General features: G+C 49.3%; 15 protein-coding genes and 3 pseudogenes. 9 read left to right on the top strand and 9 right to left on the bottom strand.

The genetic code is table 11. The features are described 5' to 3' along the window. Window positions 1-59: 59 nt before the first annotated feature. The 3 genes and pseudogenes from H2P46_RS20955 to H2P46_RS20945 all read left to right on the top strand — a co-directional run. Window positions 60-1,322 carry a hypothetical protein gene (locus tag H2P46_RS20955; protein WP_193406734.1) on the top strand — a complete coding sequence of 421 codons (1,263 nt, stop codon included), beginning with the start codon at window positions 60-62 and terminating at the stop codon, window positions 1,320-1,322. Window positions 1,323-1,885: 563 nt separating this feature from the next. Beyond that, window positions 1,886-2,730, top strand: a protein-coding gene (locus tag H2P46_RS20950) for an IS5 family transposase (protein ID WP_193406733.1) whose coding sequence is annotated in 2 segments (ribosomal slippage) — window positions 1,886-2,231 and window positions 2,231-2,730 — 846 coding nt in all. Because the reading frame shifts where the segments join, the coding sequence is not laid out codon by codon here. 58 nt (window positions 2,731-2,788) lie between these two features. Continuing rightward, window positions 2,789-3,190, top strand: a pseudogene (locus tag H2P46_RS20945) (integrase core domain-containing protein); the annotation flags it as partial. Between the two features lie 11 nt (window positions 3,191-3,201). On the opposite strand, the gene H2P46_RS20940 reads toward H2P46_RS20945, so the two are convergent. After that, window positions 3,202-4,367 (bottom strand): IS3 family transposase gene (locus H2P46_RS20940; protein ID WP_193406732.1). Its coding sequence is split into 2 segments (ribosomal slippage): window positions 3,202-4,112 and window positions 4,112-4,367, totalling 1,167 coding nucleotides; the frame shifts between segments, so codons are not numbered across the junction. 67 nt (window positions 4,368-4,434) lie between these two features. Here H2P46_RS20940 and H2P46_RS20935 point away from each other — a divergent pair. Then, window positions 4,435-4,806: pseudogene (locus H2P46_RS20935) on the top strand (ATP-binding protein); the annotation flags it as partial. Between the two features lie 300 nt (window positions 4,807-5,106). On the opposite strand, the gene H2P46_RS20930 reads toward H2P46_RS20935, so the two are convergent. Together H2P46_RS20930 and H2P46_RS20925 are read right to left on the bottom strand one after the other, a co-directional pair. Next, window positions 5,107-5,412 carry a HigA family addiction module antitoxin gene (locus H2P46_RS20930; RefSeq protein WP_193406731.1) on the bottom strand — a complete coding sequence of 102 codons (306 nt, stop codon included), beginning with the start codon at window positions 5,410-5,412 and terminating at the stop codon, window positions 5,107-5,109. Next, a complete protein-coding gene (locus tag H2P46_RS20925; protein WP_193406730.1) occupies window positions 5,412-5,690 on the bottom strand; it encodes a type II toxin-antitoxin system RelE/ParE family toxin in 279 nt (92 codons plus the stop codon). The genes H2P46_RS20930 and H2P46_RS20925 overlap by 1 nt, the downstream gene beginning before the upstream one ends. Before the next feature lie 202 nt (window positions 5,691-5,892). Here H2P46_RS20925 and H2P46_RS20920 point away from each other — a divergent pair, with 202 nt between their 5' ends. Together H2P46_RS20920 and H2P46_RS23350 are read left to right on the top strand one after the other, a co-directional pair. Continuing rightward, on the top strand, window positions 5,893-6,375 hold the full coding sequence (locus H2P46_RS20920; RefSeq protein WP_193406729.1) for a GNAT family N-acetyltransferase: 483 nt from the start codon (window positions 5,893-5,895) through the stop codon (window positions 6,373-6,375). Window positions 6,376-6,513: 138 nt separating this feature from the next. Next, a pseudogene (locus tag H2P46_RS23350) lies at window positions 6,514-7,134 on the top strand (recombinase family protein); the annotation flags it as partial. A gap of 484 nt (window positions 7,135-7,618) precedes the next feature. Here the strand turns inward: H2P46_RS23350 and H2P46_RS20910 are convergent. The 6 genes from H2P46_RS20910 to H2P46_RS20885 form a co-directional block, all read right to left on the bottom strand. Beyond that, the gene (locus tag H2P46_RS20910; protein WP_193406727.1) at window positions 7,619-7,900 is read right to left on the bottom strand and encodes a ribbon-helix-helix domain-containing protein; all 282 of its coding nucleotides are present in this window, start codon (window positions 7,898-7,900) and stop codon (window positions 7,619-7,621) included. A gap of 39 nt (window positions 7,901-7,939) precedes the next feature. Then, on the bottom strand, window positions 7,940-8,590 hold the full coding sequence (locus H2P46_RS20905) for an AAA family ATPase (protein WP_161617813.1): 651 nt from the start codon (window positions 8,588-8,590) through the stop codon (window positions 7,940-7,942). A gap of 1,161 nt (window positions 8,591-9,751) precedes the next feature. Next, window positions 9,752-10,615 (bottom strand): incFII family plasmid replication initiator RepA, encoded by an 864-nt coding sequence (gene repA / locus H2P46_RS20900; RefSeq protein WP_193406726.1) that lies wholly within the window; start codon window positions 10,613-10,615, stop codon window positions 9,752-9,754. Further along, window positions 10,608-10,682 carry a RepA leader peptide Tap gene (gene tap / locus H2P46_RS20895; RefSeq protein WP_100208657.1) on the bottom strand — a complete coding sequence of 25 codons (75 nt, stop codon included), beginning with the start codon at window positions 10,680-10,682 and terminating at the stop codon, window positions 10,608-10,610. Before tap ends, repA (H2P46_RS20900) begins: the two co-directional genes overlap by 8 nt. A gap of 242 nt (window positions 10,683-10,924) precedes the next feature. After that, on the bottom strand, window positions 10,925-11,170 hold the full coding sequence (gene repA, locus H2P46_RS20890) for a replication regulatory protein RepA (RefSeq protein ID WP_193406725.1): 246 nt from the start codon (window positions 11,168-11,170) through the stop codon (window positions 10,925-10,927). Window positions 11,171-11,316: 146 nt separating this feature from the next. After that, a complete protein-coding gene (locus tag H2P46_RS20885) occupies window positions 11,317-11,880 on the bottom strand; it encodes a phospholipase D family nuclease (protein WP_420846554.1) in 564 nt (187 codons plus the stop codon). Window positions 11,881-12,004: 124 nt separating this feature from the next. Between H2P46_RS20885 and H2P46_RS20880 the strand changes: the two genes are divergently transcribed. The 3 genes from H2P46_RS20880 to tnpB all read left to right on the top strand — a co-directional run bounded on the left by H2P46_RS20880 (window position 12,005) and on the right by tnpB (window position 13,822). Then, window positions 12,005-12,652, top strand: a complete 648-nt coding sequence (locus H2P46_RS20880) for a DUF2913 family protein (protein ID WP_238939058.1) — start codon at window positions 12,005-12,007, stop codon at window positions 12,650-12,652. Window positions 12,653-12,860: 208 nt separating this feature from the next. Then, complete coding sequence (gene tnpA / locus H2P46_RS20875) at window positions 12,861-13,478, top strand: IS66-like element accessory protein TnpA (protein ID WP_193405102.1); 618 nt, start codon at window positions 12,861-12,863, stop codon at window positions 13,476-13,478. Further along, window positions 13,475-13,822, top strand: coding sequence for an IS66 family insertion sequence element accessory protein TnpB (gene tnpB / locus H2P46_RS20870; protein ID WP_193403484.1), 348 nt, complete (start codon window positions 13,475-13,477; stop codon window positions 13,820-13,822). Before tnpA ends, tnpB begins: the two co-directional genes overlap by 4 nt. Window positions 13,823-13,828: the final 6 nt, after the last annotated feature.

The raw sequence follows: 13,828 nt of genomic DNA, 5'->3' as shown, positions 1-13,828 counted from the left end.
TCAGGTGATTAAGTGACATGACCTTAGTTTTAGACTATACAACTGGATGCAGTTTACATATGAATAATATTGGAATTACTAGAAGTTATTCAGTCGGGCGAGTGTTATCTGACCGGGAAGTACCAAACTCTCTGCAGTTACCTGTGGCAAGAGTAAGCAACAGCTGTTTAACGTTGGAGTCCGTTGGTAAATCACATAGCGAAATCACATCCTCAATTCAAGAGCGATATGATGGTTTATATGCAGTTAAAAAAGATTCTATTTCTTTGTCAGAGGATATAAAGGGGATAACCAAAAGAGATGTTATATCCTTACTTGAATCTGTAAGAGATATCCCATCTTTAAAAGAACAGTCTCGTTCACTGTCGCGAAGAAGTGATCTTTTTGATAAGTTAATACTAGCCAAAGGTCCAGGTGGGCAAGAGGGAACAAACTGGGTCTTAAGATTACATTTGTTTCCAGTGCAACACAAAGGTGAGCATGTTTTAAGTAATCTGGGTCAGAAGGTGGAAGATGGTGATGCAAATATTCATTTTCATCGATGGGATCTTTCATCTCGTTTTTTACAGGGAGGGTTTGTCAATAGGCAGTATGCTGTTGCTAGTTCTGGCCAAGAGAAAGACAAACTATCAGAATTTGGGTTAGTGGCAACCAGAGACAATACATCACATAATACTAGAGCAGCGGAATACAAAGGGTATAAATATGTAACTCAGACAGCTAGTGAGTTATATAGAAAAGGTGACCTTATTCACTATCCAATAGAAACAGCGCATAGTGTTGACGTTTCAGGAGCTCCATTCTTAGGAATTACAATGACACTAGCTCACACTGGCGAAGATTTAAAAGATACATCAAGTTTCTTTAAAAAAAGACTGACAGATACAGTGGCACAAATAGAATATTCTGATGAAGAGCATACGATAGCGATAAATAAGGCTATAACTCTACTTAAACTCATCGAGCTTACTGATGAATTATCAAAGCTTGGCCCTGGATTTGAAAGGTACTCACATCCAAACTCTTTAGAGTCCGAGGTTATTCCAACAATTGCAATGAAGATATTGCAAGAGGAGCAGGGGGGGGCATTTTCTGAAGGGCGTATGGATGACGTCGCCAAAAAAACATCTGAGGTTATAGATAGTTGGATACAAAGTGGCAGTATAGATAAAAACTCTTTAGCATCATTAATAAAAAGCTCTCAAAATAATTTATTTAATAAGGACTTTGTGGTTTCAATAGATGAGTTGACCGATGTATCTAGAGAGGAAATAGATAGAAGAAATTATACAAAGCCAAGAGATGTTTTGTCTGAATTGTAGATCGAAAACAGCCGGACTCGCATTTATCGCCGCTGGCTCGCAATCAAAATTTCTGGACTCACGCTAAGTGAAAATGAAATTTGGGTCGAGTCCATGGTTAGGAAACTGAATCATTGTTTTAAAAATTTCCGAGCCATGAACATCGGTGTCAGAAACGCAGTGATGGCGTGCGTTCTGGGGCTCTGTCGCATTAAGGCAGAGTCGAGTAACTTGCTGTTTTTTTTATGATATTTTGTGAACTTCTTGAACGCGGCGGCTGGAGCGCCAGGCAGACCACCGCTGGAACCTGTAGGCGGATCAAAAAAGGAGTAATAAATGATGCTGCATATTTTACTGACACCCGTGCCGAACCTGAGCGGCGCAGGGGGTATCCGCCTGTTGCCGTTGCCGGCGTGGAGCCTGTTATGAAAATTGGCTGGCTGTTTCCCGTGGCTATTTTTGGGGTCTGAAGCCCAACCGTACGAAAATGTACACTAAGTGCAGTTTGTAATCAGCCATAACTAGGCTGTGTCCCTTAATCACCTGAGCTATAGTAACTGTCTGTTTCCACGACATATTGAACTATGGCTCGCTATGACCTTCCCGATGAAGCATGGGCTCTCATCCAGCCCTTATTACCTGCTGAACCAGCAATACCACGGGCCGGATGCTCATGGGCAGAACATCGTATGATAATCAACGGTATGTTCTGGGTACTGTGTTCAGGTGCACCATGGCGCGATTTACCTGAGCGATATGGTCCCTGGAAAACCGTTTACAACCGCTTTAACCGGTGGGCAAAATCGGGTGTGATTAACATTATTTTCAACAAGTTACTTTCATCTCTTGATGCCCATGGCCTCGTGGACTGGTCGGCGACTGCACTGGATGGCAGCAATATCCTGGCGCTCAGATGTGCCGCAGAAGCCCAAAAAAACATCCTGATATCACCGGAGATAATAGCCTGGGTCGCTCTCGCGGTGGTTTTGGCACCAAAATCCATCTGGCAACAGACGGGAGCGGTCTCCCGTTAAATATCGTGCTGAGTCCCGGGCAAGCCCACGAAAGTCAGTTCGCGCAACGACTTCTGGACGGCATTGGTGTCCAGCGCCAGAACGGCAGCATGAAACGTCGTGGTCATTCCGTACTGGCTGATAAAGCTTACTCCGGACATATATTACGTAATTCGCTGAAAAGAAAAGGTATAAAAGCTGTCATTCCTCGTAAATCAAATGAAAAAATGGCGTCGGATGGTCGCTCCCCACTCGATCGTGATGCATACCGCAATCGCAACGTTGTTGAACGTTGCTTTGGTCGCCTGAAAGAATATCGTCACATCGCCACGCGCTATGACAAAACGGCGAGAAATTATCTGGCGATGGTAACACTGGGTTGCATCCGGCTGTTTTACAGAAGGTTATGTAATTAAGGGACACAGCCTAGTCTCAATAATAAGAAGTAAAGCGGTGTTTTTTGCCTGGTGAACCGCCCCGGAGCAGGCGCTGTGGGCAAGACGCCCCACGGGCACCATCCATCACTCAGATAAGGGGGCGCAGTATATGTCGCTGGCGTACACGCAGCGGCTTGAGGATGCGGAGCTGCTGGCGTCAACGGGCAGCACAGGAGACTCATACGACAATGCGATGGCAGAAAGTGTCAACGGTCCTTACAAAGCGGAGGTGATACACCGTAAGAGCTGGAAAAGCCGCGCGGAAGTGGAACTGGCCACGCTGGCGTGGGTGGACTGGTATAACAACCGCCGGCTGCTGGAAAGGCTGGGTCATATCCCGCCGGCAGAAGCGGAACAGGCATATTATGCTTCCATCGGGAATAAGGAGCTGGCAGCCAGGGTGAGAGCACGTATGCTTATTTTTCAACCAGCGTGCTAAAACTGTAGTGGTCAACTAATACTGGCCACCGCATTAGACTGTAAGTAGTACAGTCGCTCCGATTCATCTGGCGTTAAGCCGCCGTTGTACCAGTGGGGCCGCATGGTGCTGTAATAACCCGTGATATAACGAATTATCGCGCTCTGAGCTTCGCTGAAGCTGTTGTAGCCCTTCGTTGGCACCCATTCTGTCTTCAGGCTCCGGAAGAAGCGTTCCATTGGCGCATTATCCCAGCAGTTTCCCCGCCGACTCATGCTCTGCTTTATCCGGCAACGCCACAGGGCCTGCCGGTACTGGCGGCTGGTATAGTGACTGCCCTGGTCGCTGTGGAACATCACGCCCGCCGGACAACCGCGTAGCTCCCGGGCCATCTGCAACGCTTTGACTGTCAGCGCAGAGTCCGGCGACGTCGACATGGCCCAGCCAACCGGCTTACGGGCGAACAGATCCAGCACGACCGCCAGATACGCCCAGCATGTGCCCGTCCAGATATAGGTCACATCGCCGCACCAGACCTGGTCAGGTTCTGTGACAGCGAACTGCCGGGCCAGAAGGTTCGGGATTTCAACATGCTCACTGCCTCCGCGTTTGTATTTATGCGTCAGTACCTGACAACTGCTGATACTGAGTTCCTTCATCAGGCGACCGGCCAGCCATCGCCCGAGTTTTACGCCCTTAGCGCTCACCATCGTGGCGATACTTCGGGCGCCGGCAGAACCACCGCTGGCGTTCCAGACCTCACTGACAAGACTGCGTTTAATTGCACGGTCAGCATCGGGCTCACTGCTGTTTTTACGTGTGTAGCGGTAACTGCTCCGGTGAGCACCGAACAGCCGGCACAGTGGCGCTACCGGATACTGCGCCCTCAGACTGTCGATTATCGTGAACTGTTGAGGGAGTCCGACATCAAGAGCGCGGTAGCCTTTTTTAGGATTTCATTCTCCATTTCAAGGCGCTGTATCCGTTTTCGCATTTCCCTGAGTTCAGTCTGCTCCGGAGTCAGAGGTAACCCCGGAGGCGTTTTCCCCTGACGCTCCATACGTAATGATTTAACCCAGCGGTTGATGGCCGACAGGCTGATATTCATTGCCTTCGCGGCTTCCGAATAGGTGTAATTCTGGTTGGGGACCAGTTTTGCCGCTTCGAGTTTAAACTCAGCGGTAAATGCCTTACTCATTGGTTCACCTTTAGAATTTTGAGGTGAGCATAACACCTCAACTCAGGTGGCCAAATTCAGTGTGCCACTACAGTTGCAGTTGGTTACCGCCCATCGTCAGGGTGAACTTAAAGGCTATCTGAACCGCATCATTCACAAGCCACGACTGCTGGTAATCGACGAGATTGGCTACCTGCCGTTCGGTAAGGAGGAAGCCAACCTGTTCTTCCAGGTTGTTGCCAGACGCTACGAGTCAGGCAGTCTGATATTGACCAGTAATCTGCCATTTACACAGTGGTCAGGAACCTTTGGGGATGACGAGACGCTCACAGCAGCGATGTTGGATCGTTTGCTACATCACGCCCACATTGTTCAGATTAGCGGGCAAAGTTACAGGCTGAAGGATAAGTTAAAAAGTGGTCAGTTGAAGAAGTCTGCAACCGCCGACATTTCTGGCTAACCGCTAACAGGGGTGGGTCTGTTTTACTTTGGCAGGGTGGGTCACTATTCGATCGGTATTGACAGCTATGGCCTTCGCGATCATATGCTCGCTCTGCCGATCGGATGAGCCTTGTATCAGGTTTCTGTTCGTCAGGTCATGGCTTTGCTCCACGCTTCCTTCAGACCCCACCTCACGATGACGCCCATGCGCTTCACTAGTCCTTCGCCACCATCAGGCTGGACAGGGGACTTTCACCCCCGAGCTGTCGGGCATGCCCGACACACATAAAAAAGCCCGCAAATTTTGCGGGCCAGGCGATCAGGCATGCTGAGGATAATTTTCGGGCGTAAATAATCGTGTCAGTTTGCTCAAATCAACTTCTTCTTTCGCATGAGCAAGGCTGTGCGCCTCCTGAAGTCTTAGCCACATTTCAGGTGTACTCCCTATCACGTTAGCTAAACGTACCGCCATTCCCGGCGTTACCGCTGCGTTTCCTTCGACTACACGGCCAATCGTTGATGGTGAAACATCCAGCGCTCGAGCAAGCGCTCTGAGACTGATATTTAAATGCTCCATCTCATCAGAGATGTAGCGCCCCGGATGGGGCGGCATACGTTTAGTCATCAGTGATAATCCTCATAATTCAGTATGTAAACATCGCCATCGTTAAACTCAAAAGTTAACCGCCAGTTCCCGGACACGCTTATGGCCCAGATCCCCTTACGATCTCCTGTCAGAGGGTGAAGCTGAAAACTCGGTAAACTTAAATCGTTCAGGTTGTTTGCCAGATCCAGAGCGTTTAACAGTAAATCCAGCCTGTTAGCGTGATAAACGATGATCCCCGCGGTATTTCCCTTTTCAAAATACTTCCGCAACCCTTTGTGTTTCCAACTCTTTATCATTGCCTGCTTCCTGTTGCGCGACAGTAGACATTATAACAGATGTCGAGTACTGCGCAACATTTTTGTGCTTTTAGGGGTTGTACGCCGGAATCCCAGAAAATTCCGTCACCAAAGCTAAAAACTACCAGGTTTGTATGACGTTGAATAAATTACGGGTTATGTGACGACTTCTGGCGCTAAAATAGCTAAATGGAGGAAATACATGCTCGATATACGATTAGGGAATGATAACGATATTCCTTTTATCATGAATCTGGTGCGTGATGGGATAGCATCAGGTGCATTTTTTTGTTTTGGTGGCAAGGGCTTTGAAATAGTAAAATCTGATCTTGAGAGCGTTATTCAAAAATATAGAGATAATATTCCCATAGGGGATTATCTCTTTGTCTTTGACGATCAGTTAAAGCGTGAACCGGTGGGTTTTGCCCTGCTTACCGGGCGTAATGATTTTGCTGGCCGCGCTTCGCATCTTGAGATCCGTATGTTCGCCGTTGCAGCAGATAAGCAGGGTAAAGGTATTGGCAAAAATATGCTTACCTCGATTATTGAAGCTACTCCCGGCCACAGGCTAGAGGCATCCTGTCTACCTCCTTCCATAAAAATGATGAAGTTGCTGACCGGAAGTGGGTTTAAGCTAATAAATAAAACGCAAGGCGGTAAGAAAACGTACCGATTTGCGAATTAGTTCAATCAGCGGATTACGTCATAAAACTAATAGTACTGTTTAAGTATCCCTATACCGAACTGGCAGAATCCGGTACTGTTTATCTACATGACACCAACCCTAACCAGACCAGTATCACCAAAGGACTCTAACAGTACCATGTCCATGTTTGTTCGCGCCTACCTTCGGGCTTCCACCAGTGAGCAGGATGCTCAACGTGCCCGCGATATGCTTGACCGCTTTGCTCATGAGCATAATGTCATCATCTGTAACTATTATGCTGAGAATGAATCAGGCGCACGCCTGGAGCGTCCCGAACTTTTTCGTTTGCTCAATGACAGTCGCCCTGGTGATGTATTACTCATTGAGGACGTCGATCGGCTTTCTCGTTTAAAAGGAGATGAGTGGGAGAAACTTAAAGCGATCATCCGTCAGCGTGGCGTGTGGGTTGTGGCCGTCAATGTTCCCACCACCTGGCAGCACCTTTCTCCCAGAGCCAATGAATTTGACAGCCGAATGTTTGCGGCCATCAATGATATGTTGCTCGATATGCTGGCCGCTATTGCACGGCGCGATTACGAACAGCGGCGGGAACGTCAGCAGCAGGGCATAACCAAAGCGAAAGCAGCGGGTAAATACCGTGGGCGGCAGGTCAATAAGCCGCGTTACGATGCTATCAACCGGCTATTGTTGAGCGGTAGTTCCTGGACTCAGGTTCAGAAAACGATAGGTTGCAGCCGAAGCACTATCAGCAGTGCCATCAAATATGCAGCCAGCCAGATTGAAGCTAAAACTCCAGAAGAAACTCATGTGGCCTCCCCTGCCCCACATTCTATGACCTTGTTTGTGTCGATTGAAAATGGCAGTAAATTTACCCGTGGGAAGAAAAAAACCAGAGAGTTGATTGACTGGTTCATCGAAGCTGAATTCGACGGTCAAATTTTAGGGGGGAATGAATACCGGATACCTCTGACTGCTGAAAACAACGATCAGTTGAAAGAACAGGTAGAGTATTTATTTAGTGAAATTAATATGATAGCAGATGATCGCAACTGTCTGGTCATTGACTGTCTGCTGACCAATGACCAGACCGGCCGGGGGTGGGATGAATATGATGGAAGGTGGCAAACATAGTCACCTATAGGTTTAATAGACCTAAATCGCAATTTAGGTCTGTAGTAATTTTCACATAATATGCAGTTGCAACAATGTTATAATCCAATTAATTTAACCTATATCAATATCATTTTAATATTAAAATGATTTACTGATTGGTTCCACCAACAGTGGTTCCACGGGTAATGAGTTGTTTTACTGCCATCCTGATTAGTGCCGCTCTTGATACCCCCTCTTCTGCTGACATGATATCTAAAAGCTCGATGACATCAGGGTCAAATGTCACTGTAATCTGCTGTCGCTGACCTTTGACGACTCCCTTTTTTTCGGCAGGTGTTTCACTCTTAATGCCATCGGGAGCCTGATTTATGAAGTTACTAATGGTATCTACTGGTTCTGCCTTGACTACAGGCTTTCTTGTAATAGCCATATGAAATCCAAATGAGTTTATTTTAATATTACTTTAATTCTAAAACAGTATTGAAACAAGAGTATCTAACTCTGTTTTTGCTGCCTTCTCATGAGCACGCAATTTAAGCTCGGAAACAGACCTTCCGCTTCCTGCTGCTGCTGCAAAAACTTTCCTTTGCCTGATTGTGTGATCCAGTAATTGTATGTCTTCGTTATAGTCTCTCATCGCATCCAGCATATCGGCATTATCATTGCTGCGAGGATTGGGATCAGCACGGTTGAGTAAAGAGAATGCTGTTAAACCGTCTCGCACACTTCTGGCATCACGCACCAGATTGACAACATCTTCCATAGCCCACACCTCAAAACTACCAGGAACGAAAGGCACTACGAGAATATCAGTCAGCGTTAATGCTGCACGCATTGCTGTAGAGTCCCTACCTCCACATTCAATGATCACCTCATCAAAATTAGATTTCTGTTGTAAAACCTGCGTCCTAAGAATTGGGCCGTCAGGAAAATGTGAACATGCTAAGCCTGGTTCTAAACCCGCCTCACTACGGATCAAAATTGCTGTTTGCGAGGAACCCTGCCGGTCTCCATCAACCAGCCATACACGTTTACCTAATCGGGCACGTTCTACTGCGATGTTTACTGCGAGGGTAGACTTCCCCACACCGCCTTTCGTATTTGCAATTGTAAGTATCATCTTAATTTAATCCATTTTAATATTAAAAACGATGAATTGACGCAGCTATATTAAACCCTCCGCAAGTGATGTCAATAGGTCTTTTGATGTTTTACCAATAGTATTTTAATATTAAATAGATAGTATTATAAATGTTAAATGATATCCTTTTAGGGATAATCACTCATCCCGCATTATCCTCTGGCAGTCGCTCGCTTTGCGGCTTTACATCCGAATAGCTACATATTTCCTACTGGCGAGCAGTGCGCAGCCAGTTATTTAAATGCCGCAAAGCGGCATGGAGGTGCCAGCCAATGCTGAATATAGCTCTATGGGTGAATGGCACCGTGACCCGGCGTAGCCGGTTACAGTTCTGATAGGATCTGCCAATCCATTCCTTCACCCTGTTAGACACAAACCCGTTAAAAGCAACACAGAAGCTTTTGTGCGCTGTCGGAGTGGTCACGACAAGGCGTAGCCGCAGTCGGGGCGTATCTCCGCGTTAGCGGGCCGTGAGGGCCGCTTACGGGCGTGTTAATCCAGACCTTCCAGCGATATTTCTCAAAGCGACTTAGCTCTAGTTACAACATACATCATTAAAAGCGACGCTGTTCCGGCCTCTGGCCGGGACGGGGCCGCTTTTCAGTGGTGGGTGTGGTTATGAGGTTACAGATATGCACATTCCGGGTTTGCGGGAACGGATTCTGAATGCTGTAACTAAATTCAGATGCCTTACGGTGCCTGTCGCGTAGCGACGGGAGGTAACTTAGCTTTTATCGAACCGGCGCGGACGTGAGTCCGCTGCAAGGGCGGGCATTCTCTGAGGCTGTCCACAAGGCAGACGATGAACAGGTTATTTGTTTATATGAAAAACATAAAAGGTATTTAAAAGAAGTACTGAGCAGGTTTTTAAAGGGAACCACGCACTTTGAAATCAGGTCGGCTGGCGCTCTGTGAGCATAACGGTTGTAACCTTATGGAAAAGTCCCTTGCAGTTATGTGTGGATAACTGAATTCATCGGGCAAAGATGGCACCGGCGACAAAATTTCAGCACGGTTTTGCAGGAAAAGAGAGGGAAGCATGGATGGCCGCCATGTCCGTTCGCTCAGATAATAAGCAACGGTGAGTAACAGACGTGCAGAACCCTCCGGGGTCAGCCGGATTAATGAAACGGGAGGGGGTCAGGTGGTGGCCGTTGCCAGCCGCGTATAGTTGTTACCACGGGACATCAGCATACGCTCTTTTACACGCCTTGCCTGTTCCCGACGCACGGCGTCCAGGTTGCCGGTAAAGCGGCCCTCGGCAATTTCACGCGTCAGTTGCTGCTTCACGATAGTTTCAATATCGCGGCGGTTACGGTCAGCGTCACGGCGGGCGCGGGCGCGCTTCAGCCCGTGCGATTTGCGTTCGGACTGGTAACTCCGGAAGCGCTCACGCACGAACCGCCAGGCTTTGGCTATCAGTTCGTCCATATCCAGCCGGGGGAGACGTTGTTTTTCACGCTGCTGGTTTTCCCACTCCACGCGACTGCGCCTCGCGGCCACAACGGCCACGTCAGAAACACCCAGCGCGGAGAACAGGGCTGGCGTGAAGGTGATATCGGTCGGGATGTTGCACCCAATCTGCGGGTCATACTCGGTCTGGTAGGTAATCAGCCCCAGCTCCGCCATAAACTTCAGCGCCCGCGTGGCGCGGGTGATGGACAGATTGCCGCTTTTCGATTCCGTGGCCAGCCCGCACTCGATGGCCAGATTGGTGATGGAGCGCTGGACGCGGTTAGCCAGCGGGTCATAGTGGAAGCACAGCCCCTGTAGCAGCGCATCGATGGCGCGGCGGCGCAACAACGGCGGCATACGGTGACGCACACCCAGCGAACGCGCAAACGCAACGTGCATGGAGAAATCAAAACGGGACGTGAAGCCTTCGGCTTTCGCCATCAGCTTACGGCAGAACGGCAGGGTCTTTTTGCCCTCACGCGGGGTGAATTCCGGATTTGGGTTCTTGACCTGTCGGTAATGTGTGAACAAGGCCTGAGCGTCAGCCACACCTTCCTGCGCTTATGTTGCACGGAAGGAGCAGGTAGCACAGAAGGTATTGCAGTTTTCTGAGCATGCACATATACTCCCTGCATAGAGCAACAGCTTCTATGCAGTTTTTAGTAGGCCCCGATTAATCTCTCACTCGCCAAAGTTAAGGAGATTATCGGGGTTTCGTTTTTTCTGGTTCCGGATAAACATCTCATCAGAACCAGTTCCCTGCCACCTTACGGCGTGGCTCGCCAAAATTTCTTTACTCTGGACAGCAATTTAGCACCGATTCATTCTGCACTCAAGAATGTTCACCCATAACGTTGTTCACTTCTGTGGGACACCGGCATCGGCAATAAGCCGACTGATCATTTCTGCCTGAGAAACACCTTCAGCCTCACACAGGTTTTGTAACCGCTCTTTCAGAACTGTTGGAACGTAAACTTTGATTTCTTTATGGGTTTCTTTTCGGCGCTCCATTAGTGCTTGTTGCCTTTCAGACACAGATAATGGATTACCTTTTCTGTAAGCACGTTTCGGTGAGGAAGTTGCTGCATTTACGGCTTGCGACATCTCCGCCTCCCCAAGGATCAAAAAAGGATCGTCCCGTGGAGAATACTACAGAATCGGTAAATCAGCGACTTAACTTTTATCGAAAAGGTGATCTGTGTTGGCGCACGGATCACCCCTTCCAGTGAAAGGTCATCTGTACGCCGTTATCAGTAGGTCGATTGCCAGTCTGTCCCCATTTCCCAGCGGGACTGCCAGTGAGACAGATACTGGCTGGCGATGGCGGGCATAAAGCGCATCACCACCACGTTCTCCGAATTTTTACTCGCTCCCGCTCTGCTGAAGTTATAGCTTCCTGACTCAACTGTATGATTATCAACAATTAAAATCTTATCATGCTGGATAGGGAAGCGGCTGTTTGTCCTCAACGGAATACCGGCATTCACAATCAGATTCATTGCCGCCATGCTGGCTCTGTTGCGGTTGCCTTTCTCGTCGATAACGATTTTTATATCCACGCCCCGTTGATGCGCGGCAATAAGCGCTTTCATCACGTCCGGATCGGTGAAGGAATAGGCCATCATCCGGATACTCTGCTGTGCGGAACCGATGGTGTTCAGCACCAGAAGACGGCCAGTCCCTTCAGGAGAAAAACCCACCTGAATATCCGGAGCCGTCGATATCCCCGCGTCGGCGGGGAAGGGCAGAGAAGACAGCAGGGGAAGACAAAGAAAGCTGGCCCTGACCAGTCTTCCGCATGAAAATAGCATCATCATGATTCCTTTGGATTTTTAACAGAAACGCCGGGGGCGGGTAAAACTTGCTTTTACCCGTTCCCGGGGTTGACCAACTGAGCGCAGCGAAGGCGGTAGCCCTGCTCCCGACCGGGGATGCAATATGCTATCCTTCCGCGCGACGAAAAAAATGGAGTGGTACTGGTTGACTGTCTTTTATCAGAAACGCCCGACCGAAGAACTGATGCATCTGGCATGGTGCCTGCTGGTAGCGATAAAGCTGTCGCAGAAACAGGGCAAAATTCGCACAGATTTACAGATACACATGTTCATCATGCAGTGGCTGGCTGCCGCGCAAAAACGTAAGCTGTTCCCCCGCTCGGTCGCACAGGACATTCTCTGGCTTCTTGACCAGGGGAAACGCTACGGTTTTGGTGCCAGGCTGCACCGCAAGGTGGAGTACATCTGGCGTTCCAGCACGGGCGAACTGGCGAAACAAAGCGTGTTATTCCGCTTCACGTATTTTATTGAAACGCTGAAAACAATGGGCTGGCTGGACTTTCTGCTGTCACAGCAGGAATGGCGTAGTTATCAAAGGGAATCAGCAACGGCCAGCGCGGTGTATACCCCGAAAGCAGAACTCCATCCTGCATTCAGTGACAGTGGCGAACTGATTAAACCGCTGGAGATCCGCTTCACCGGTGATATTTCAGGCGTATTTCCGTTACTTGAGCAATGCCATTTAAAAAGCGAACAGCGGCCTGATGAGGAAGGCTTTTCCGTTATCCAGCTGCTGCCGGAAAAGGCATAGCAACCGGCGTCAGTCCTCGAAAGATTTTTCTTTCACGATGTCCCGCTCGATCTGCTTCAGATGAAGCGACTGATCGGGCTGACTCTCTGCTTCCGGCTCTTTCTCCGGCGATTTCTCGCCCAGCGCCGCCGCAATATCCCGCCCGGTAAGCGGATATTCGTAAGCGTCTCATCCAGACCGTCTTTTATTTTTGCCCGCGTTTCCTACCATGGACACTACCGTGGACAAAAATACGCCTTACACCAGAAGACCATGGATCTTCACAGCGCTGAGCCTGCGCTTTAATGAGGCTCTGACTTACCGTGAAATAGCAGAACAACTGAACCTTAGCTCATCTGCCATACATAAAATGTTCACGCGTTTTCGACGAACCGGAATTAACTGGCCATTGTCGGAAGAATACACGCCTGAACGCCTGGAGGAAGAGCTCTATGCCTTCAATCTTGAGACAAATCTTCCTGTAAAAAAACGCCGGCCGGACTGGCCTCTGGAATTCAAAATTCGCATGGCGGAGCTGACCCTGCAGCCGGACGCCTGTGTGGCTCAAATTGCCCGTGAGCATGGCATTAACGATAATCTGCTGTTCAACTGGCGCAATCTGCATCGTCAGGGGCTACTGGATCCGGCCAACAGAGCGACTCTGATTCCGGTTACTATGGAGCCTGTTGTCCCTCCGCCCAGGCAAAACGGCGTCGTATCAGCAGACCTGCCACCGGTCATCAGCTGCAGGCTGACGTTGCCAGGTGGAAGCCTCAACCTGACTGGCCCGCTGACGCCTGAACTTCTGCGCGCACTGGTCAGCGAACTCAGGGAGGGTGAGTCATGATTAGCTTTCCGGCAGGTTCGCGGATCTGGCTGGTTGCTGGCGTGACAGATATGCGCTGTAGCTTCAACGGGCTGGCAGCGAAAGTGCAGAACACGCTTCGCACCGATCCGTTCAGCGGTCATCTGTTTATCTTTCGCGGTCGTCGCGGCGACATGATAAAGGTGCTGTGGGCCGACCGGGACGGCCTGTGCCTGTTCACCAAACGACTGGAGCGGGGGCGCTTCGTCTGGCCGGTGACCCGTGACGGAAAAGTGCATCTGACGCCTGCGCAGCTCTCCATGCTGCTGGAAGGCATTAACTGGAAGCACCCACAGCGGACTGAACGGCCTGGCCTGCGGATATAACCTGCT

The sequence above is a fragment of the Mixta mediterraneensis genome, from assembly GCF_014946725.1.
In the GTDB taxonomy this organism is placed as follows: domain Bacteria; phylum Pseudomonadota; class Gammaproteobacteria; order Enterobacterales; family Enterobacteriaceae; genus Pantoea; species Pantoea mediterraneensis.
The sequence above is the reverse complement of the archived record's forward strand: the minus strand, read 5'-3'. Positions and strand labels throughout refer to the sequence as shown.